At 54.2% G+C, this 21,018-nt stretch carries 22 protein-coding genes; 11 read left to right on the forward strand and 11 right to left on the reverse strand.

The annotated features are described in order from the left end of the window. Nucleotides 1-385: 385 nt before the first annotated feature. The 3 genes from NR302_RS18880 (at nt 386) to glpX (ending at nt 3,880) form a co-directional block, all read left to right on the forward strand. Nucleotides 386-1,234, forward strand: a complete 849-nt coding sequence (locus NR302_RS18880; protein WP_258144166.1) for an MIP/aquaporin family protein — start codon at nt 386-388, stop codon at nt 1,232-1,234. A gap of 30 nt (nt 1,235-1,264) precedes the next feature. Further along, on the forward strand, nt 1,265-2,773 hold the full coding sequence (gene glpK, locus NR302_RS18885) for a glycerol kinase GlpK (protein ID WP_008109683.1): 1,509 nt from the start codon (nt 1,265-1,267) through the stop codon (nt 2,771-2,773). Nucleotides 2,774-2,869: 96 nt separating this feature from the next. Continuing rightward, on the forward strand, nt 2,870-3,880 hold the full coding sequence (gene glpX, locus NR302_RS18890) for a class II fructose-bisphosphatase (RefSeq protein WP_008109685.1): 1,011 nt from the start codon (nt 2,870-2,872) through the stop codon (nt 3,878-3,880). On the opposite strand, the gene emrD is transcribed toward glpX, so the two are convergent. Continuing rightward, nucleotides 3,870-5,066: a multidrug efflux MFS transporter EmrD gene (emrD, locus tag NR302_RS18895; protein WP_008109687.1), complete on the reverse strand. Its 1,197-nt coding sequence runs from the start codon at nt 5,064-5,066 to the stop codon at nt 3,870-3,872. The genes glpX and emrD overlap by 11 nt on opposite strands. 289 nt (nt 5,067-5,355) lie before the next feature. Here emrD and fpr point away from each other — a divergent pair, with 289 nt between their 5' ends. The 3 genes from fpr (at nt 5,356) to tpiA (ending at nt 7,687) form a co-directional block, all read left to right on the forward strand. Further along, nucleotides 5,356-6,102, forward strand: a complete 747-nt coding sequence (fpr, locus tag NR302_RS18900; protein WP_154194964.1) for a ferredoxin--NADP(+) reductase — start codon at nt 5,356-5,358, stop codon at nt 6,100-6,102. Between the two features lie 106 nt (nt 6,103-6,208). After that, on the forward strand, nt 6,209-6,799 hold the full coding sequence (locus NR302_RS18905; protein WP_258144167.1) for a YiiQ family protein: 591 nt from the start codon (nt 6,209-6,211) through the stop codon (nt 6,797-6,799). A 120-nt stretch (nt 6,800-6,919) separates the two neighbouring features. Continuing rightward, on the forward strand, nt 6,920-7,687 hold the full coding sequence (gene tpiA / locus NR302_RS18910) for a triose-phosphate isomerase (RefSeq protein WP_008109693.1): 768 nt from the start codon (nt 6,920-6,922) through the stop codon (nt 7,685-7,687). 143 nt (nt 7,688-7,830) lie between these two features. On the opposite strand, the gene NR302_RS18915 is transcribed toward tpiA, so the two are convergent. The 5 genes from NR302_RS18915 to cpxP form a co-directional block, all read right to left on the reverse strand. Next, nucleotides 7,831-8,589, reverse strand: a complete 759-nt coding sequence (locus NR302_RS18915) for a CDP-diacylglycerol diphosphatase (RefSeq protein WP_258144168.1) — start codon at nt 8,587-8,589, stop codon at nt 7,831-7,833. 108 nt (nt 8,590-8,697) lie between these two features. Then, complete coding sequence (locus tag NR302_RS18920; protein ID WP_061720313.1) at nt 8,698-9,687, reverse strand: sulfate ABC transporter substrate-binding protein; 990 nt, start codon at nt 9,685-9,687, stop codon at nt 8,698-8,700. Between the two features lie 143 nt (nt 9,688-9,830). Then, the gene (pfkA, locus tag NR302_RS18925) at nt 9,831-10,793 is read right to left on the reverse strand and encodes a 6-phosphofructokinase (RefSeq protein ID WP_007885343.1); all 963 of its coding nucleotides are present in this window, start codon (nt 10,791-10,793) and stop codon (nt 9,831-9,833) included. Nucleotides 10,794-11,002: 209 nt separating this feature from the next. Then, entirely contained in the window at nt 11,003-11,905 is a 903-nt protein-coding gene (fieF, locus tag NR302_RS18930) for a CDF family cation-efflux transporter FieF (protein ID WP_008109699.1), read from the reverse strand. A gap of 202 nt (nt 11,906-12,107) precedes the next feature. Beyond that, nucleotides 12,108-12,620: a cell-envelope stress modulator CpxP gene (gene cpxP / locus NR302_RS18935; RefSeq protein ID WP_008109700.1), complete on the reverse strand. Its 513-nt coding sequence runs from the start codon at nt 12,618-12,620 to the stop codon at nt 12,108-12,110. A gap of 150 nt (nt 12,621-12,770) precedes the next feature. Between cpxP and cpxR the strand changes: the two genes are divergently transcribed. From cpxR to trmL, 3 genes are read left to right on the forward strand one after another with little or no spacing between them, the layout of a single operon-like run. Next, nucleotides 12,771-13,469: an envelope stress response regulator transcription factor CpxR gene (cpxR, locus tag NR302_RS18940; protein ID WP_007885339.1), complete on the forward strand. Its 699-nt coding sequence runs from the start codon at nt 12,771-12,773 to the stop codon at nt 13,467-13,469. Continuing rightward, nucleotides 13,466-14,842 (forward strand): envelope stress sensor histidine kinase CpxA, encoded by a 1,377-nt coding sequence (gene cpxA, locus NR302_RS18945; RefSeq protein ID WP_008109701.1) that lies wholly within the window; start codon nt 13,466-13,468, stop codon nt 14,840-14,842. The genes cpxR and cpxA overlap by 4 nt, the downstream gene beginning before the upstream one ends. A gap of 35 nt (nt 14,843-14,877) precedes the next feature. Further along, nucleotides 14,878-15,351 carry a tRNA (uridine(34)/cytosine(34)/5-carboxymethylaminomethyluridine(34)-2'-O)-methyltransferase TrmL gene (trmL, locus tag NR302_RS18950; protein WP_154194958.1) on the forward strand — a complete coding sequence of 158 codons (474 nt, stop codon included), beginning with the start codon at nt 14,878-14,880 and terminating at the stop codon, nt 15,349-15,351. Here the strand turns inward: trmL and cysE are convergent. From cysE to NR302_RS18975, 5 genes are all read right to left on the reverse strand, one after another. Further along, nucleotides 15,348-16,163 (reverse strand): serine O-acetyltransferase, encoded by an 816-nt coding sequence (gene cysE, locus NR302_RS18955; protein WP_008109705.1) that lies wholly within the window; start codon nt 16,161-16,163, stop codon nt 15,348-15,350. The genes trmL and cysE overlap by 4 nt on opposite strands. Before the next feature lie 69 nt (nt 16,164-16,232). Beyond that, the gene (gpsA, locus tag NR302_RS18960; protein WP_154194956.1) at nt 16,233-17,252 is read right to left on the reverse strand and encodes an NAD(P)H-dependent glycerol-3-phosphate dehydrogenase; all 1,020 of its coding nucleotides are present in this window, start codon (nt 17,250-17,252) and stop codon (nt 16,233-16,235) included. Next, on the reverse strand, nt 17,252-17,716 hold the full coding sequence (gene secB / locus NR302_RS18965) for a protein-export chaperone SecB (protein WP_007885330.1): 465 nt from the start codon (nt 17,714-17,716) through the stop codon (nt 17,252-17,254). Before secB ends, gpsA begins: the two co-directional genes overlap by 1 nt. A gap of 40 nt (nt 17,717-17,756) precedes the next feature. Then, nucleotides 17,757-18,011: a glutaredoxin 3 gene (grxC, locus tag NR302_RS18970; RefSeq protein ID WP_007885328.1), complete on the reverse strand. Its 255-nt coding sequence runs from the start codon at nt 18,009-18,011 to the stop codon at nt 17,757-17,759. An 18-nt stretch (nt 18,012-18,029) separates the two neighbouring features. Beyond that, complete coding sequence (locus NR302_RS18975) at nt 18,030-18,461, reverse strand: rhodanese-like domain-containing protein (protein WP_008109709.1); 432 nt, start codon at nt 18,459-18,461, stop codon at nt 18,030-18,032. A 249-nt stretch (nt 18,462-18,710) separates the two neighbouring features. On the opposite strand from NR302_RS18975, the gene envC reads away from it, so the two are divergent. Together envC and NR302_RS18985 are read left to right on the forward strand one after the other, a co-directional pair. Then, the gene (gene envC, locus NR302_RS18980) at nt 18,711-20,012 is read left to right on the forward strand and encodes a murein hydrolase activator EnvC (protein WP_258144169.1); all 1,302 of its coding nucleotides are present in this window, start codon (nt 18,711-18,713) and stop codon (nt 20,010-20,012) included. A 3-nt stretch (nt 20,013-20,015) separates the two neighbouring features. Continuing rightward, nucleotides 20,016-20,912 carry a divergent polysaccharide deacetylase family protein gene (locus tag NR302_RS18985; RefSeq protein WP_258144170.1) on the forward strand — a complete coding sequence of 299 codons (897 nt, stop codon included), beginning with the start codon at nt 20,016-20,018 and terminating at the stop codon, nt 20,910-20,912. Nucleotides 20,913-21,018: the final 106 nt, after the last annotated feature.

Genomic DNA, 21,018 nt, shown 5'->3' on the forward strand with positions numbered 1-21,018 from the left:
TGGGGCTAGTGCATGCCTTATTATGGTGCGCTCAGCCACGATGACTCGATTGTATGTAGCCGAACCCAGCAAGTCCAGCGCCACAAGGCCTGCGAGGGCAGTCTGTAACACTTTTCAGTCTATGCCTAAAAAAATGCGCATCTTCGCGCATCTGTGTGCGCGATCACATCAGCATCGACCAGCAAAGCGGAAAAAATGGGTCTTAAAGCAACGCAAAAGACGCGAAAACGCGCATTTTTATGATGGAGTACACAGTTTTCAATTTCGCTATTTCTCGTTTATGCTCGTTAACGATAAATTCACATCAACCCTACATTGATAGCTGGGTGACTCATGGATGAGAACAAAAACTGATAAAATTTAACCTCGCTTCAGGAATGCCATTATGAGTCAGACAACTAACACACTAAAAGGTCAGTGCATCGCTGAATTTCTCGGCACAGGTTTGATTATCTTCTTTGGTGCAGGCTGTGTTGCTGCACTGAAACTGGCCGGTGCGTCATTCGGTCAGTGGGAAATTTGTATTATCTGGGGTTTAGCCGTCTCCATGGCAGTCTATCTAAGCGCAGGCGTTTCTGGTGCGCATCTTAACCCAGCCGTTACCGTCGCGCTGTGCCTGTTCGCTAATTTCGAAGGTCGTAAAGTTATTCCTTATATTCTGGCGCAGGTTGCCGGCGCGTTCTGCGCTGCCGCGTTGGTTTACGGTCTCTACTACAATCTGTTCTTTGATTACGAAGCGGGCCATCAAATGGTGCGCGGCAGCGTTGAAAGCCTCGATCTGGCCGGTATCTTCTCTACCTACCCGAACCCGCACATCAGCGTCGCTCAGGCGTTCCTGGTTGAGATGGTGATTACAGCTGTATTAATGGCGGTGATCATGGCGCTGACCGATGACGGCAACGGTGTACCGCGTGGTCCGCTGGCTCCGCTGTTGATTGGTTTACTGGTCGCGGTAATCGGTGGCTCAATGGGTCCACTGACCGGCTTCGCACTCAACCCGGCGCGTGACTTCGGTCCAAAACTGTTCGCCTTCTTCGCTGGCTGGGGCAACGTCGCCTTCACCGGTGGCAAAGATATTCCTTACTTCCTGGTTCCGATTTTTGGCCCGCTGGTCGGTGCTTGCCTCGGAGCCTTTGGTTACCGTTCGCTGATTGGCCGCCATCTGCCAGTTAACGTCGCGGAAGCCAGCACAGCAGAAAAACCGGTTGCGCGCGCTCAGCAGCGTAAAGCGTAAGTTTCATCGATACCACATCAGGAAAGCACAATGACTACTGATAAAAAATATATAGTTGCACTCGATCAGGGCACAACCAGCTCACGCGCCGTGGTGCTTGATCATGATGCCAACATCGTCGCGGTTTCTCAGCGCGAATTTACCCAGATCTACCCGAAAGCGGGTTGGGTTGAACATGACCCAATGGATATCTGGGCGTCACAAAGCTCAACGCTGGTTGAAGTGCTGGCACACGCCGACATTAACTCCGATCAAATCGCGGCGATTGGTATCACCAACCAACGTGAAACCGCCATCGTCTGGGATAAAGAGACCGGCAAACCGGTTTACAACGCCATCGTCTGGCAGGATCCACGCACCGCAGATTACTGTAACAAGCTGAAGAAAGAGGGGCTGGAAGAGTATATCCAGCACACCACCGGTTTGGTGATTAACCCGTACTTCTCAGGCACCAAGGTGAAGTGGATTCTGGATAACGTGGAAGGCGCGCGTGACCGTGCTAAACGCGGCGAACTGCTGTTCGGTACCGTTGATACCTGGCTGATTTGGAAAATGACGCAGGGACGTGTGCACGTCACCGATCATACCAACGCCTCACGTACCATGATGTACAACATCCACAAGCTGGAGTGGGATGAGCGCATGCTGGAGATCCTCGATATCCCGCGTGAAATGCTGCCAGAAGTGAAAGGCTCTTCTGAAGTGTACGGCCAGACCAACATTGGTGGTAAAGGCGGTACGCGTATTCCAATTGCCGGTATCGCGGGTGACCAGCAAGCGGCGCTGTATGGCCAGCTGTGTGTACAACCGGGTATGGCGAAAAACACTTACGGCACCGGCTGCTTCATGCTGATGAACACCGGCACCGAAGCTGTGACTTCAACACACGGCCTGCTGACCACCATCGCGTGCGGCCCACGCGGCGAAGTGAACTATGCGCTGGAAGGTGCGGTGTTTATCGGTGGTGCGTCGATTCAGTGGCTGCGTGATGAGATGAAGCTGATCAGCGATTCAACCGACTCTGAATACTTCGCGTTGAAAGTGAAAGACACCAACGGCGTGTATATGGTGCCAGCCTTCACCGGTTTGGGTGCGCCATATTGGGATCCGTATGCACGCGGCGCGATTTTCGGTCTGACGCGCGGTGCTAACGCGAACCACATCATCCGTGCCACGCTGGAGTCGATTGCTTACCAGACGCGCGACGTACTGGAAGCGATGCAGAACGATGCTGGCACCCGCCTGCAATCACTGCGCGTGGATGGTGGTGCGGTTGCCAACAACTTCCTGATGCAGTTCCAGTCTGACATTCTCGGCACGCGCGTTGAGCGTCCCGAAGTGCGTGAAGTTACGGCGCTGGGTGCGGCCTATCTGGCTGGATTAGCGGTTGGCTTCTGGAACGATCTGGAAGAAGTTCGCGCTAAAGCGGTGATTGAGCGTGAGTTCCGCCCAAGCATCGAAACCACCGAACGTAACGTCCGTTACGCCGGCTGGAAGAAAGCGGTCGCTCGCGCCAAAGCGTGGGAAGACGAAGAGTAAAATCCTGCTAACCCGCGGCGCCCTGCCGCGGGTTTTTCCCCTGCCACGTTTCCCCGCTGTGTTAAACTGCCTGCCTGTTTTTTATCAGGTGCCACCATGAAACGAGAACTCGCGATTGAATTTTCCCGCGTGACCGAAGCCGCCGCTCTGGCGGGCTATCACTGGTTAGGACGCGGCGATAAAAATGCGGCCGACGGCGCAGCCGTTCACGCCATGCGCATTATGCTCAACACCATCGATATCGACGGCCAGATTGTGATTGGCGAAGGCGAAATCGACGAAGCGCCGATGCTGTATATCGGTGAGAAAGTCGGTACCGGCCGTGGCGATGCCGTGGATATTGCGGTCGATCCGATCGAAGGCACGCGCATGACGGCGATGGGCCAGGCCAATGCGCTGGCGGTGCTGGCGGTGGGAGACAAGGGCAGCTTCCTGCACGCACCTGATATGTACATGGAAAAGCTGATTGTTGGACCGGGCGCACGTGGCGCCATCGACCTCAATCTGCCGCTTGATATCAACCTGAAGAATATCGCGCTGGCATTGGGCAAACCGCTCAGCCAGTTAACAGTGTCGATTCTGGCTAAGCCACGCCACGATGCGGTGATTGCCCAACTTCAGCAGCTCGGTGTGCGCGTGTTCTCCTTCCCGGATGGCGATGTCGCGGCCTCGATTCTGACCTGTATGCCGGATAGCGAAGTGGATGTGATGTACGGTATCGGCGGCGCACCGGAAGGTGTGGTGTCGGCGGCAGTCATTCGCGCGATGGATGGCGACATGCAGGCGCGTTTATTGGCGCGTCACGAGGTGAAAGGCGATAGCGAAGAGAATCGTCGCCTCGGCGAGAATGAACTGCAACGCTGCGCCGAGATGGGCATTGAAGCCGGTCAGGTTCTGAAGCTGGATCAGATGGCGCGCAACGATAACGTTATCTTCGCTGCCACCGGCATCACCACCGGCGATTTGCTGAAAGGCATCACGCGTAACGGCAACATCGCCACCAGCGAAACCCTGCTGGTGCGCGGCAAATCACGCACCATTCGCCGCATCCAGTCAATCCACTATCTGGATCGCAAAGACGCGGCGCTGCATCAATTTATCCTGTAATCGCCTGCTTGCCGCTCTCCGGATGACGAGAGAGCGGCCACCAGCACAGCAACATTACCAGCGACGTCACGAACATCAGCATGCCAAGGCTGGATTGATCGTGCTGCGGCAACAGCGCAGAAAGCCACGCCACCACGCCGGAACCGAGGTTCTGCAAACCACCGATTAATGCACCGGCGCTGCCCGCCAGCCAAGCATACGGCTCCATCGCGCCCGAGGTTGCCAGCGGAAACAGCATGCCCGCGCCGAAGAAGAACAGCGCAGCCGGCACCAGCAGCGTCCAGATGTTCATCACGCCAAACCAGGCTGGAACCCACATCAATAATCCAGCCAACAGGCAGCTGTTCACGCCGTACCACATCAGCGTGTGCCAGGATTTCTGCTCACGTCCAGCAAACCAGGCGCCAAAGAACGCCGCCGGGATTGGCAGGATAAACAGGATGCTGACGGTTAATCCATCCAGCCCCAAAACGCCACCCATCAGCACGCCGCAGCTGGCTTCAAACACCGCGATACCAGCCAGTGCGCCAATCAGCAGCAGCAGATAACGCACGAAGTTGCCGTCGCTCAGCAAAGTGGCATAACGGCGCAGGAACGGCGTGGCGGGCGTATCAACAGGACGCGTTTCCGGCAGCCAGCGCGCCATCGAGGCGGTGACGCCGACGCACAACAGCAGCAGGAAGGCGAAACAGGCGTGCCAGCCAAACAGATGCGTCAGCAGCGCACCAATCACCGGCGCCAGCAGCGGACTCACCAGAATACCCATATTCAGCAGGCTGTTCGCCTGACGCAGGGCGATGCCAGAATAGAGATCGCGCGGCATGGTACGCGCCATCACGCCCGCGACGCCGGTCCCTAAACCTTGCACTGCGCTGCCGAGCACCAGAATATCGAGCGAGGGCGCGAACATGGCGATCAATGCGCCGACGGCAAAGATCGTCATGCCAATCAGGATCACCGGACGACGGCCAAAGCTGTCCGAGAGCGGGCCGTAGATCAACTGCGATCCGCCGTAGGTCATCAGATAGGCGGCCATCACCTGCTGGATCGCCCCGCTGCGCACATTGAGCGTTTCGGCCATGTTGGCCATCGCTGGCACATAGATGGTTTGCGCCATCTGCCCGACCGCCACCAGCACGATCAGCATGAATAACAGAAAGCGATTTTGCGTTTTACTTATCAACATGGAACAAAATGTCTGCCTGAGAAACAAAGAAAAAGCAGCACAAAACAGGCCACCTCGGATTTATGGCGGCAAAAATATCAGGATTCAGTGACAAATCGAGAGGCGCGGACAAAGCTGTATGTCTTAAGCCGTCAAGTTGATAGTCCAGATTGTAAACTGCCCGCTACAGTTGCTGATCTGTGCGCTGCGTTTGTCGCTGAGAGCCCTTTGACGCTGTACCGACTGGAAATCCATCAGGCCGATGGCGATGATAGTAACGAGCCTGAATAATCATTAATAAGGAGCCAACATGGCAGAGTGGATCAATGCTGAAGTTAAAGAAGTAAAAAACTGGACCGATGCACTGTTCAGCCTGCGCGTCGAAGCACCGATTGATACCTTTACGGCGGGACAGTTTGCCAAGCTGGCGCTGGAAATTGACGGTGAGCGCGTGCAGCGCGCCTATTCTTACGTCAATGCGCCGCAGGATTCGCTGCTGGAGTTTTATCTGGTCACGGTGCCGGAGGGCAAATTGAGTCCGCGTTTGCAGGCGCTGCAACCCGGCGACCAGGTAATGATCACCAAAGAGGCGGCGGGTTTCTTTGTACTCGACGAAATTCCAGACTGCCAAACGCTGTGGATGCTGGCGACCGGCACAGCGATCGGCCCCTATTTATCGATTCTGCAACAGGGCGAAGATCTGGATCGTTTTGATAACATTGTGCTGGTACATGCCGCGCGTTTCGCCGATGACCTGAGCTTCCTGCCTTTGATGCAAGAGCTGCAGCAGCGCTATCAGGGCAAATTGCACATTCAAACGGTAGTCAGCCGCGAAGAGATCGCCGGTTCGCTACACGGTCGCGTACCGCAGCTGATTGAAAGTGGAGCACTGGAGCGTGCAGTTGGCTTGCCGCTGACGGCAGAAACCAGCCATGTGATGCTGTGCGGCAATCCACAAATGGTGCGCGATACCCAGCAATTACTGAAAGACACGCGTGAGATGCGCAAACATTTCAAACGTAAACCCGGCCATATGACCAGCGAGCATTACTGGTAATCGGCGCGGCACAAAGAATGTGAGATTTTTCCCAGTGTGGGTTTTGACTTTGCCCGGTAAAAACCGTTCTAATCGTGGGCTAAGTGAATGATTTAGGGCCGAAGCAATGAACAACCTGCCAGTCGCGCTGCTGCTTGGCCTCGCACTGACATTTCCCGTCTGGGCGGAGGATGCCCCCACGTTAGATCGTAGCGATCATCTGCCTGCTGCGCCCTATCTGCTCGCGGGTGCGCCGACCTTCGATATGACCGTTGCTCAGTTCCGTGAGAAGTACAACGCGGCCAATCCCAATGAACTGCTGCAGGAATATCGCGCTATTGATAATCGCGGCGATAAAAGCAACCTGACGCGTGCCGCCAGCAAAATCAGCGAAACGCTGTATGCCTCAACGGCGCTGGAGCAAGGCACCGGCAAAATCAAAACTCTGCAAATCACCTGGCTGCCGGTTCCCGGCCCCGATATGAAAGCCGCGCAGGCACGCGCCATGGATTACATGACCGCCCTGCTGCGCTTCTTCATCCCCGGTTTATCGCCCGAAGATGGGCGTAAAAAACTCGATTCCCTGCTCAGCGCCGGTAAAGGTGCACGCTATTTTGCCCGCACCGAAGGTGCCTTGCGTTTCGTGGTAGCAGACAACGGCGACAAGGGTTTGACCTTCGCCGTTGAGCCGATAAAACTGGCGCTCTCGACGCCCTGATCGCACCGGCAAAAATGACGAAAAGCAAAGCCAGCAACGCATTTGATCTCTATACTGTCTCGCAGACATCGCTGCCCGATGGCAGCGCTATTTCATGAATCGCGTTATGCGGAGGAAAGAATGCGACATCCACTGGTTATGGGTAACTGGAAACTGAACGGTAGCAAGCAGATCACTAAAGAGCTGATTGAAGGCCTGCGCAAAGAGCTGTCTGGTGTTGATGGCTGTGGCGTCGCGATTGCACCGCCAGCCATCTATCTGGATCTGGCGAAGCACGCCATTTCCGGTAGCCACATTGCTCTGGGTGCTCAGAACGTTGACGTTAATCTGTCTGGCGCATTCACTGGCGAAACTTCCGCAGACATGCTGAAAGACGTTGGCGCGAAATACATCATCATCGGCCACTCTGAGCGCCGCACCTACCACAAAGAGAGCGACGAGTTCATCGCGAAGAAATTTGCCGTAGTGAAAGAAGCTGGCCTGGTGCCGGTTCTGTGCATCGGTGAAACTGACGCAGAAAACGAAGCGGGCAAAACGGAAGAAGTGTGCGCACGCCAGATCGACGCCGTGCTGGAAACTCAGGGCGCTGCAGCGTTCGAAGGCGCGGTTATCGCTTACGAGCCAGTTTGGGCTATCGGTACCGGCAAATCAGCTACTCCAGCGCAGGCTCAGGCGGTGCACAAATTCATTCGTGACCATATCGCGAAGAAAGATGCAGCTATCGCTCAGCAAGTTATCATTCAGTACGGCGGCTCGGTCAACGACAAAAACGCCGCTGAGCTGTTCACCCAGCCAGATATCGATGGCGCGCTGGTTGGCGGTGCTTCACTGAAAGCGGATGCTTTTGCGGTGATCGTGAAAGCGGCAGCAGCAGCGAAAAACGCGTAATTTCTCGTTTTCGATGCAGAAAAAGGCGGCTGATTAGCCGCCTTTTTTATTGGTCGCCATGAATGGCGACCCTACGACAAATGGAGCCGTACGTCGGTTTTGTAGGGTGCGCATTCATGCGCACCTGGTTATCGCCTCAACGATTATTGCGGCAATATGCTGCAGTTATGATCCTGCAGCTCTTCCGCCGAGCCGCTGTTCAGTTTCAGCCAGTTACGCTCCAGCGCCAACAGCGCTAAACGGCCATCCGGCAATTGTGCCAGCGCCAGCCCGTATTTACCCATCTCGGTGCGCGCATGCGGCACTTCATCCGCCAGACGGATAAACGCACTCTGCTGCGCCAGTTCTTCCTTAGAAATCGAACGCACCAGATAACCATGCTTACGCAGCGTTTCACTCTGCCATTGCGCGTTCAGCCTTGGTGCCAGCGCATCCAGCTGTTGACGCACATCCGGCCGCAGACAGGAAATATGTATATGCAGCTGATTTTGCGTACGCCCATATTGCGCATTGATGGCCAGCGACAGCGCGCTATCGGGGATCGGCGCGCCGTGCTTCTGCGCCAGCAATGTGCGTTGCTGCCAGGCCTCGGCAAACAGGTTCGGCGTTGCGGTTTCAAGAAGGATCGGACTTTCCATACCGGTAATTTTTTCAATCGGCATCAGCAGATACTGCAACGGACCGTTGAGATCTTTCAGCGTGACGTAACCCTGCGCGCTGTTCACCTGCTGGCATGGCGCGGGTTTGCCCGTCGCCGCCATATTTGGCACGCACTTCTCGCTGATAATCTGCCACAGGGCGTTGGAGTTTTTATGGAAATGGATGGCGCCGGCGATCAGTCCAACAATCAACACCACCAATAATGCGGTAAGTAACTTCAGGGTACGACGACTGCCCTGCATAGCCCGATTCCTCTGTTCATCACCTGCCAGCATCCTCGCCTGGCAGGTGATGAAAGTCACGGACTAAAACAAAACGGCCAGCATTCTCGCTGGCCGTTTTTTTATTCGTTATGGCTTCATCACCTGATCGTAACTGCCGCCATCGGCGAAGTGGGTTTTCTGGGCTTGCGTCCAGCCACCAAACTTGCTGTCGATAGTGAACAGTTTTACCGGCGCGAATTTATTGGCAAATTTCTTCGCAACGGCCTCATCACGTGGACGGTAGAAATTCTCCGCCGCGATGGTCTGGCCTTCCGGCGAGTAGAGATACTTCAGGTAATCTTCGGCCACTTTACGGGTGCCCTGCTCGTCAACCACTTTATCAACCACTGAAACCGTTGGCTCCGCCAGAATCGATTCGCTTGGGGTGACGATTTCAAACTTGTCTTTACCCAGCTTATCTACCGCCAGATAGGCTTCGTTTTCCCACGCAATCAGCACATCGCCAATGCCGCGTTCTACGAAGGTGTTAGTCGCACCGCGTGCACCGGAATCCTGTACTTCTACGTTCTTAAACAGCGATTTCACGTAAGCCAGCGCTTTGGCCTGATCGCCATGATTCTGATCCAGCGCCCAGCCCCATGCAGCCAGATAGTTCCAGCGTGCGCCGCCCGACGTTTTCGGGTTTGGCGTGATGACGGAAACGCCCGGTTTGATCAGATCCGGCCAATCATGAATGCCTTTCGGGTTGCCTTTACGCACCAGGAACACGATGGTCGAGGTGTATGGCGCGGAGTTATCCGGCAGGCGTTTAATCCAGTCTTTATTAATACGACCACGGTCAGCAATAGCATCTACATCAGATTGCAGCGCCAGCGTAACCACATCAGCACGGATGCCATTGATCACTGAGGTCGCTTGTTTACCGGAACCGCCGTGCGACTGGCGAATTACCACGTTGTCGCCGGTTTCCTGCTTGTAATGCGCGCTAAACGCTTTGTTGTACTGTTCGTACAGCTCACGGGTTGGATCGTAAGAAACGTTTAACAGCTGAATATCCTTTGCCAGAACACTGGTTGAAGCCAGTAACAGGGTGACACCAATACTCCACTTATTCATTGCTTGCTCTCCCGAGGTCGTTATAGAACAAGACTGACACAAACTTATCCACGGATTAAAGAATTAAAAATAAGCTGTTATAACTGGAGGGAATATAAGCAGGCATTAAAAAGGCGCGAATCTCGTCGCGCCTTGATAGGGTATTAGTAGAGTTTTTTCGCGGTATCCAGCCAGTCGCGTTTGAATGGACGCTTCATATTTTCAATCGCATCGATGATGTCGTGATGCACCATCTTCTCGTTCTGAATACCGACGCAGCGGCCGCCATAACCTTGCAGCAGTAGCTCGATGGAGTAAGAACCCATGCGCGATGCCAGGATGCGGTCATAGGCACAAGGTGCGCCGCCACGCTGAATGTGACCAAGAACGGTGGCGCGGGTTTCGCGTTTGGTTTCAGCTTCAATGAAGTGCGCCAGATCGTCGATATCGCAGATGTGCTCGGTAATCGCCACGATGGCGTGTTTTTTACCTTTGGCGATGCCCGCTTTGATCTCTGAAACCAGCTCTTCACGGGTATATGGGATTTCAGGCAGCACGATGAACTCACAACCACCGGCAATCGCTGCCGCCAGCGTTAAATCGCCGCAGTAACGGCCCATCACTTCTACGATGGAGATGCGCTGGTGAGAAGATGAGGTGTCGCGCAGACGGTCAATCGCTTCAACTACAGTTTCCAACGCAGTGAAGTAGCCAATGGTGTAATCGGTGCCTGCTACGTCGTTATCGATGGTGCCCGGCAAGCCGATGCATGGGAAGCCCATTTCGGTCAGGCGCTTCGCACCCATGTAGGAACCATCACCGCCGATAACCACCAGCGCATCAATGCCGCGCTTTTTCATGTTATCTATCGCGGTCTGGCGTACTTCATCGTTGCGGAATTCTGGGAAGCGTGCGGAACCCAGGAAGGTGCCGCCACGGTTGATCATGTCTGACACGCTGTAGCGGTCGAGGTTGATCATGCGATCTTCGTACAATCCCAGATAGCCGTCGTAAATACCAAAAACTTCCAGTCCTTCACTCAGCGCGGAACGTACAACTCCGCGAATGGCTGCGTTCATGCCTGGGGCGTCGCCGCCGCTGGTCAGTACTCCGATTTTTTTGATCATGACAACCTCTGGATTGTTCAAAAACTAAGGATTATTCCTGCCATGTGTCCGGCGTGGACCAGCTCGCGATCGCATGGCTTAATAGTTGCAGAATAGTATATCAAAGGCTTGATGCTGAATTGATTCAGGTCAGACAAGTTTTCGCTAATTTTTTACAGAGTTGTTAGCGTTACGTCACTTTTTTTGTGTAATTGCATGATTTTAAATCGCTAACCTTGAAAAAAGCCGTGTTGATTGCTCGGCACAACAGAACAGGGATCTTGATGGATGATCACGTCTGAGCCGGGAAACTTCTTCAGTAATGCCTGCTCAATTTGATCGGCCACCTGATGCGCCTGCACCAATGGCAACTGATCTTCCATCTCCAGATGCAGCTGGATAAAACGCGTAGGACCCGATTGCCGTGTGCGCAATGCATGTGCGCCACGTACGCCCGGCCAGTTGGTCACCACATTGATGATCTCCTGCGTTTCATGCTCGGGCAGTACACGGTCTAGCAGCGCCTGTACCGCGTCATAGCCCATCCGCAACGCGTTATAGAGAATGTAAACGCCGATGCCGAGCGCGAACAATGCATCCGCCCGTACAAAACCATAGCTGCTCAAACCGAGGGCGACCAATATTGCGCCGTTCATCACCACATCAGATTGATAGTGCAGCATGTCCGCGCGAATCGCCTGGCTGCGCGTGCGGCGCACCACCCAGCGCTGGAAGGCAACCAATGTCAGGGTTGAAAACAGCGCAATCACCGTAACCACAATGCCCACCAGCGGCGCATGTAAGGTTTCGGGCGATGCCAGATGCTGAATACCGGTGAGAAACAGAAACAGCGCCGAGCCGGAGATAAACATGCTTTGCGCCAGCGCGGCCAATGATTCGGCTTTACCATGACCAAAGGTGTGATCGTCATCGGCCGGCTGCAATGAATAGCGCACCACCAGCAAGTTGGTGAGTGAAGCGGCAATATCCACCAATGAATCCACTAACGCCGCCAACATGCTGACTGAACCGGTGTGCCACCAGGCAAAAATTTTCACGATTAACAGTAGCGTCGCCAGCGTAGTCGCCGCTAACGCCGCCCGATTGACTAACTTTGCATAGGAAGAATCCATGCTATGCCTCGCCGGGTCGCACGCTTTATGGGTGCGGCCTTTAGGTCTCAAGATGGCTAAAGTTTATCATCGGCAGAAGTGTGCTGCGTGATTGAATTTTAAGACAATGATGTTAGAGAGAAATGACAGGCAAAAAAAACCCCCGCATCATGCGGGGGAAGACAGGGATGGTGTCTATGGCAAGGAAAACAGGGATACTATGTTACTGGTTACTGCTGGTACTACTCACTGCTTGCAGCGGTGATGATGGCTGCAATCCTGAGAGTCGACGAACTTCAGCCAATCGTCGCTCATAATTTTTCTGCAATGTCGCTTGCTGTGCAGGCGTTAGCAGGTGGTACATCTGATTACGAACCCGAGCCATCTCGACTTGCTGTTCTATCGCTGCGCGGGCTTGTTTCTCTGCCTGCTGTCGAATAGCCGATTCGTTAAATTTGTCTGCAATCACAAGGTCATGCATAGTTTCTATATCTTGAACGCTGATTGTTGGGCGTTCGTGTCGCGCTTGCTGCATCAGGTCTCGCATCTGTTGCCGCTGTTGTTCAGTCAGCTCAATGCCATCGAACATGTAGCTTTGCGGATTTTGCGTCATACTGCCTGTCGTCAATCCGCTGTTCGGATGCATCTCGTCAATCGTCGTCGTGTCTGCTGCTTCGGCGCTGGCGTGACTGAGAACCATCGCTGAGGCAATGACGACGGCGGTTAAGTAGCGCATCGTTAACTCCCAGTTCGTTCCGTTTTGCGATTCAACGAGAGCCAGTGTACGGCGGTGGCTGCAAACATCCGTCAGGGGGTGTAAAACTACGTAAAGCGTTGGATTGCAAGTCAAGGAACACGGTATTTTGCCTGCGGAGGGCAATAAAAAATGAATAAAATCCTGTTGGTTGATGACGACCGCGAATTAACTTCGCTGCTTAAAGAACTGCTTGAGATGGAAGGTTTTGAAGTCATTGTGGCAAGCGATGGTGAGCAGGCGCTTAACCTGCTAGACAACACCGTGGACTTGTTATTGCTTGATGTAATGATGCCGAAGAAGAACGGTATCGACACGTTGAAAGAACTACGCCAACAGCACCAAACTCCGGTCATTATGCTGACTGCACGTGGCAGCGAACTGGACCGCGTTCTGGGCCTTGAACTGGGCGCAGATGACTATCTGCCTAAACCGTTTAACGATCGCGAACTGGTGGCGCGTATTCGTGCCATTTTGCGCCGTTCAAACTGGAGCGAGCAGCAACAGCAGCACGATAACAGCTCACCGACGCTGGAAGTCGACTGCCTGCGCCTGAATCCGGGTCGTCAGGAAGCCAGCTTTGATAGCGAGACTTTGGATCTCACCGGCACCGAATTCACCCTGCTCTATTTGCTGGCACAGCATCTGGGTCAGGTGGTATCGCGTGAGCACCTTAGTCAGGAAGTTTTAGGCAAACGACTGACGCCGTTTGACCGCGCTATTGATATGCACATTTCTAATCTGCGTCGTAAATTGCCGGAACGTCGTGATGGTCATCCGTGGTTTAAAACCCTGCGCGGACGCGGCTATCTGATGGTTTCGGCATCATGATTGGAAGTTTAACCACTCGCATCTTCGCCATCTTCTGGCTCACGCTAGCATTGGTGTTGATGCTGGTTTTAATGGTGCCCAAACTCGATTCGCGCCAGATGACCGCGTTACTGGAAAGCGAGCAGCGTCAGGGCACCATGATTGAACAGCACGTTGAAGCGGAGCTGTCACAAGATCCGCCAAACGACTTAATGTGGTGGCGTCGCCTGTTCCGTTCCATCGACAAATGGGCGCCGCCCGGCCAGCGCTTGTTATTGGTGACCAGCGAAGGCCGGGTGATTGGCGCGCAGCACAATGAAATGCAGATCATCCGTAACTTTATTGGGCAGTCGGATAACGCCGACCACCCACAAAAGAAAAAGTATGGTCGCGTTGAAATGGTTGGGCCTTTCGCGGTACGCGATGGCGAAGACAACTATCAGCTCTACCTGATTCGTCCTGCCACCAGTTCACAGCTGGATTTCGTCAATCTGCTGTTTGACCGCCCGCTACTGCTGCTGATTGTCACTATGCTGATCAGCTCGCCACTGCTGCTGTGGCTGGCGTGGAGCCTGGCGCGTCCCGCCCGCAAACTTAAATATGCGGCGGATGAAGTGGCAAGCGGTAATTTGCGTCAGCATCCGGAACTGGAATCGGGGCCGCAAGAGTTTCTGGCGGCGGGTTCGAGTTTCAACCAAATGGTGAGCGCACTCGAACGCATGATGACGGCGCAACAGCGTTTGCTATCTGATATCAGCCATGAACTGCGTACGCCGTTGACTCGCTTGCAGCTGGCAACCGCGTTACTGCGTCGCCGTAATGGTGAAGGCAAAGAGCTGCAGCGCATCGAAACGGAAGCGCAGCGTCTTGATGGCATGATTAACGATTTGCTGGTGCTGTCGCGTACGCAACATAATAACGCACTGGTTAGCGAAGCGATGAAGGCCAACCAGCTGTGGAACGGCGTGCTGGAAGATGCCAAATTTGAAGCCGAGCAGATGGGCAAGCTAATGGAAGTGCCCTATCCGCCTGGCCCGTGGCCGCTGTACGGTAATCCACATGCGCTGGAGAGTGCGCTGGAGAATATCGTGCGTAATGCGCTGCGCTATTCGAATTCGCATATCAGCGTCAGCTTCTCGGTGGATATCGAAGGCATTACCATCCACGTCGATGATGATGGTCCGGGCGTCAGCCCAGAAGATCGCGAGCAGATTTTCCGTCCGTTCTACCGCACCGATGAGGCGCGCGATCGTGAATCAGGCGGCACCGGATTAGGCCTGGCGATCGTCGAAACGGCCATCCAGCAGCATCGCGGCTGGGTCAAAGCCGATGACAGCCCGCTCGGGGGTTTACGCCTCACGCTGTGGCTGCCGCTGTACTCCGCCCGTCAATAATTTGTTATGCTTCGGCCCTCGTTTCTGGGGGCCTTATGCTAAACATTGTCTTATTTGAACCTGAAATTCCGCCAAATACCGGCAACATCATTCGCTTGTGCGCAAATACCGGTTTCCAGTTACACCTGATTGAACCGCTGGGCTTTGCCTGGGATGATAAGCGCCTGCGCCGCGCCGGGCTGGATTACCACGAATATACCGCCTTGAAAAAACACGCCAATTACGCGGCATTTCTGGCGACGGAAGCGCCTCAGCGCATGTTCGCACTCACCACCAAAGGAACGCCTGCACACAGCGCAGTGAGTTATCAAAAGGGTGATTATTTGGTGTTTGGTCCGGAGAGTCGTGGTTTACCCACAGATATCCTCAACGCACTACCCGCTGAGCAGAAAATCCGTATTCCGATGATGGCGGAAAGCCGCAGCATGAATTTGTCTAATGCGGTTTCTGTGGTGGTGTATGAAGCGTGGCGCCAGCTCGATTATGCTGGCGCACTGATCAAAGGCTAGATGCCGTCGCCGTACTCAAAGCCCGCGCCGTTGAAGTGCTGATCCATATCCATCGACGGTTTATCGCTTGTCGGTTTCCCGACAATGCGCGCTGGCACGCCGGCCGCCGTGGTATGCGGCGGTACGGGCTGCAGGACAACGGAACCAGCACCGATTTTCGCACCGCGCCCCACTTCAATGTTGCCAAGAATCTTGGCACCCGCGCCAATCATTACACCTTCACGGATTTTCGGATGGCGATCGCCGCTGGTTTTACCGGTACCGCCGAGCGTCACCGATTGCAGGATTGAAACGTCATTTTCAATGATGGCCGTTTCGCCGATAACAATGCCGGTGGCGTGGTCAAGCATGATGCCGCGACCTATCCGCGCCGCCGGGTGAATATCCACGGCAAACGAGACGGAAATTTCATTCTGCAGATAAACCGCCAGTGCGCGGCGACCTTCTCTCCATAACCAGTTGCCAATGCGATAGGCCTGCAGGGCGTGGAAGCCTTTGAGGTAGAGCAGCGGCGTAGAGTATTTATCAACGGCGGGGTCACGCTGGCGCACAGCCTGAATATCGTAGGCCGCGGAGACAATCATCTCTGGGTCTTCACGGTAGGCTTCTTCCACGATTTCGCGGATGGCGATAGCTGGCATGATCGGGTTCGCCAGCTTGTTGGCGAGCATGTAGCTGAGCGCACTGCCGAGGTTTTCGTGTTTAAGCAATGTCGCATGGTAAAAGCTGGCCAGCATCGGTTCACAGTCGGCCAGGGCTCTGGCTTCGGCTTTGATATGGTTCCAGACCAGTTCTAACTCTTCAGACGACATTGCTGTTTGCTCCCGATAAAAAAAGCGCCTGATGGGGCGCTACAGGTGGTGACGCTGGCGCATCCTGCTTCAGCTTTGGCTGTTTTCGTCCTTCCTTGCACGGCCAAGTAAAGTCAATGCTGCCTCTCGCGCTGATTTTCCGCAATAGAGCACCTGATAAATCTGCTCGGTAATCGGCATTTCTACGCCAACACGCGCGGCCAATGCTTTGACTTCTTTGGTGTTTCTGTAGCCTTCTACAACTTGTCCGATAATGCGTTGCGCATCGTCTACGCTCTCGCCTTGCCCCAGCATCATGCCGAAACGACGGTTGCGCGACTGATTATCGGTACAGGTCAGCACCAAATCGCCTAAACCGGCCATGCCCATAAAGGTGGTGGCATCGGCTCCCAGCGCTGCGCCGAGACGGCTCATTTCCGTCAGGCCACGCGTGATTAAGGCGGTACGCGCGTTGGCACCAAAGCCAATGCCGTCAGAAATCCCCGCACCAATCGCAATCACGTTCTTCACCGCGCCGCCTAACTGCACGCCAATGAAATCCTGATTGTTATAGACGCGGAAACTTTTGCCGCAGTGCAGCTTCTGCTGCAGGTCTTCAGCGAACTCCGCATCGGTGGATGCCAGTGCGATAGCCGTTGGCATACCAGCAGCCAGCTCTTTAGCAAAGGTTGGTCCGGAAATCACCGCTAACGGAATTGCATCGCCGAGGATTTCACGCGCCACATCCTGCAGCAAACGGCCGGTCTCTTTTTCCAGTCCTTTAGTCGCCCAGACAATCCGTGAATCGGCACGCAAATGCGGCTTGAGCTGCGTCAGCACGTCGCCAAATACGTGGCTCGGCACCACGACCAGCAGATCGCGACTGGCGTTAACAACGGTAGCCAGATCGGCTTCAGGAACGAGATTATCAGGGAAAGGAACATCGGGCAGGAAAGCGGCATTGCAGCGGTCAGCTTGCAGCTGCGCCACGCTTTGAGGATTGTGGCCCCAGAGCAGAACCGGATGGCCATTACGGGCCAGCGTGATGGCCAATGCGGTGCCGTACGAGCCGGCACCGATGACGCTAATCGAAGCGTTGAGTGTAGTCATCAGGCATCCTGATGTGGCGCTTCGCCTTCACCTTGCTGCTGCAGATAGTTCATGAACAGCGCATCAAAGTTAACTGGCGCCAGGTTGAGCTGCGGGAAAGTACCACGAGACACAAGGCTGGTTACGCATTCGCGTGCATACGGGAACAGAATGTTCGGGCAGTACGCGCCGAGGCAATGTGCCATCTGCGTACCTTCGATACCGCTGATAGTGAAAATACCCGCCTGCTGGACTTCGCACAGGAATGCGGTTTCTTCGCCAACGGTTGCGGTTACGGTAACACGCAGAACGACTTCAAAAACGCCATCAGCCAGCTGAGAAGAGGCGGTGTCCAGGTCCAGCTTCACTTCCGGTTCCCACTCTTTCTGGAAAACCTGCGGTGCGTTTGGCGCTTCGTAAGAAACATCTTTGGTGTAAACACGTTGAATCTGGAACTGCATTTCGCTGTTGCTTTGCTCTGACATGTGTCTAAATCCTGTGAGTTAAAATTGTCTGACCGAAAAGTTATGCCTGGAGTAGAGGATCAAGTCCCTGACGCCCATCCAGCGCGTAAAGATCGTCACAGCCGCCAATATGCTGCGCATCAATAAAAATCTGTGGCACCGTCGTACGGCCGCTGCGTTGAATCATCTCTTCACGTTTCGCCGCGTTCCCGTCAATGGGAATCTCCTGGAACGACACGCCTTTCTGATCCAACAACGCCTTTGCACGGTGGCAATAAGGACAAGTGACTTTGGTGTAGATCTCTACATTCGCCATACGGTTACCTCAAAGAAGTTATTTGCCGCGCACCAGTGGCAGATTTTCACCACTCCAGCCGCTCACGCCATCTTTCAGTACGGAGACTTTCTCGAAGCCCGCTGCGCTCAATTTCGCCGCAGATTCGCCCGCACTTTGACCGGTCGCGCAAACTACAATTATGTGCTGTGACTTGTGCTTTTCCAGCTCGCCAAAGCTCTCTTTTTTGATGTCTGCTGCCGCTACGTTGATAGCCCCAGAAATGTGTCCTTTGCGGTAATCGTCACGTGAACGAACGTCTACCACCACCGCGTCCTCTTTGTTAATCAGGTGGGTTGCTTCACCACGACTGATGGTTTTTACTTTAGAGAACATACCTTTAACGGTGGTCACAATCACGAGAACGAGTAAAGCGACCCATGCCAGACTGAGGATGGGGTGATTGCTTGCAAACTGCATAATTTCTTGCATGAGGGGTAACGACTCCAAACCGGGCTGATAAGCTAAAACAAGGGTTCTGAGTATACCTGCGCCACTTCGCATGTACAGTCGCTAAGGGAACAGAGTTACGATTTGTGCGTCATTTTCCAAAAAAAGTGTTCTAATCCCAAAATTAAGACAAAGTTTATGCCGGTAAGCTCGGTACAGACATTTTTAGCAAAGTAAAACCCGGCCGGGCTAACTGGTAAGCGGCTGTTCATCGTGGAATAATTATCGACTATGAAGGGAAAAGCGACCGTTACACACACAAGGACCCGTCACAACGGCACTGCGCTTCCGTTGTCATTTCGCTGGTCCGAAATCTCCCTGAGTCTGCTTCTGGCGGGCACATTATTACTTCCTGCTGCCGCTCGCAGTGCGGATGACAGTAAAACGCAATTGAAGTCCATTCAGCAGGATATCGCCGAGAAAGAGAAAAGCGTTAAAGCACAGAAAGTGCAGCGCAGTAAACTGTTGGATCAACTGCAAAGTCAGGAAAAAGTGATTGCGCAGGCCAGCCGTCAGCTACGCGAAACGCGTAACAGCCTCAGCACGCTCGAGGGTGAAATCGCGCAGGTCACTTCCTCTATTTCGCGGCTGGAAAAGCAGCAAACGCAGCAGGAAAAACTGCTGGCACAACAGCTTGATGCCGCCTTTCGTCAGGGACAGCACAATGGTCTACAGTTGCTGCTTGGTGGCGAAGAAGCCCAGCGCAGTGAGCGTATCCTTGCCTATTTCGGCTATCTCAATGCCGCTCGCCAGAAAAACATCGACGATCTCAAGCAAACCCAACAGCAATTAGCGGAACAGCGCCAATCATTGCGGGGTAAACAGGATCAGCAAAAATCGTTGTTAGCTCAGCAGCAGACGCAGCAAAGCAAGCTGGAAGTGGCCAGCGCGGCGCGTAAGAAAACGCTCACCGTACTGGAAAGCTCGCTGGAGAAAGATCAGGCTGACCTGGTTGAGATGCGTGAGAACGAAAGCCGACTGCAGAGCAAAATCGCCAAGGCTGAGCGTGAAGCGCGTGAACGTGCCGAACGGGAAGCGCGCGAGGCGGAAAAAGTGCGTCAACGTCAGGCACAGGCGAAAGCCAAAGGATCAAACTATCAGCCAACGCAGAGTGAGCGTGAGCTGATGGCGCGTACCGGAGGATTAGGCAAGCCCGGCGGGCAAGCGGTTTGGCCGGTACGTGGACGCATTGAACATCGCTTCGGTGAATCGATGCAGGGCGAATTGCGCTGGAAAGGTCTGGTGGTTGATGCGCCAGAAGGCACCGAAGTGAAAGCCATCGCAGATGGACGCGTACTGATGGCCGACTGGCTGCAAGGCTATGGTCTGGTTGTGGTTCTGGAACACGGTAAAGGTGATATGAGCCTTTATGGCTACAACCAAAGCGCACTGGTGAGCGTGGGTGCTCAGGTGAAGGCAGGACAGCCTATCGCCCTTGTGGGCACCAGCGGCGGCCGCGGCACGCCTTCGCTCTACTTTGAAATCCGACGCCAGGGACAGGCCGTCAATCCACTACCGTGGTTAGGAAGATAAGTTTTGTTTCAACCCTCTAAGCTCTCGGCCGCCCTGTGCGGCCTGTTTCTATCACTTTCCGCCCATGCGGGAAAACTCTCCATCGTGATCGACGACTTCGGTTATCGGCCAAAAGAAGAGAATAAAGTGCTGCAAATGCCTACCGCGATTTCCGTTGCGGTCCTGCCGAATGCGCCACATGCACGGGAGATGGCTACCAAAGCGCATCAGGGCGGTCGCGAAGTTCTGATTCACCTGCCGATGGCGCCGCTGAGCAAACAGCCGCTGGAGAAAGACACGCTGACGCCAGAGATGAGCAGCACGGAAATCGAGCGGATTATTCGTGAAGCCAGTGGCAAAGTGCCTTACGCCGTCGGGCTGAATAACCATATGGGCAGCAAAATGACGTCCAGCTTGCCCGGTATGCAGAAAGTGATGCAGGTGCTCAATCATTACAACTACTACTTTCTCGATAGCATGACGATTGGCAACAGTCAGTCTATCCCGGCCGCGCAAGGCACTAACGTTAAAGTACTGAAGCGTCGCGTATTCCTTGACGATAGCCAGGATGAGGCTTCAATCCGCACGCAGTTTACCCGCGCGGTGAAACTGGCGCAGCGCGATGGTTATGCCATCGCGATTGGTCATCCGCATCCTACGACGGTGCGCGTCCTGCAGCAGATGCTGCCGACATTACCTGCCGATATCACGTTAGTGCGGCCTAGCCAGTTATTGAATGAGCCGCTGCATCAGGGCACTACTCCGCCGCCATCCAAAACGCAGCCTCCACGCTTCCGCGCGCCAGGCGTATGTAAACCGAACAAACCGTTGGCGCCGGTGCCGCAAAGCCACGCCGTTGAGTTGATCAGTGACAGCATTGTGCAAAGCTCATTATTCAAGCATTTAGAATCATTATTTTAAATCGAATCAAAATGAAAACAGACCTTCAGCGTTGGCCTCTATACGGGGCTAACATTTTTTTCGTTATAATCGCGAAATTATTTTTTACTATGGCTGTCGAATAGTC

Source organism: Pantoea sp. SOD02 (assembly GCF_024707505.1).
In the GTDB taxonomy this organism is placed as follows: domain Bacteria; phylum Pseudomonadota; class Gammaproteobacteria; order Enterobacterales; family Enterobacteriaceae; genus Pantoea; species Pantoea symbiotica.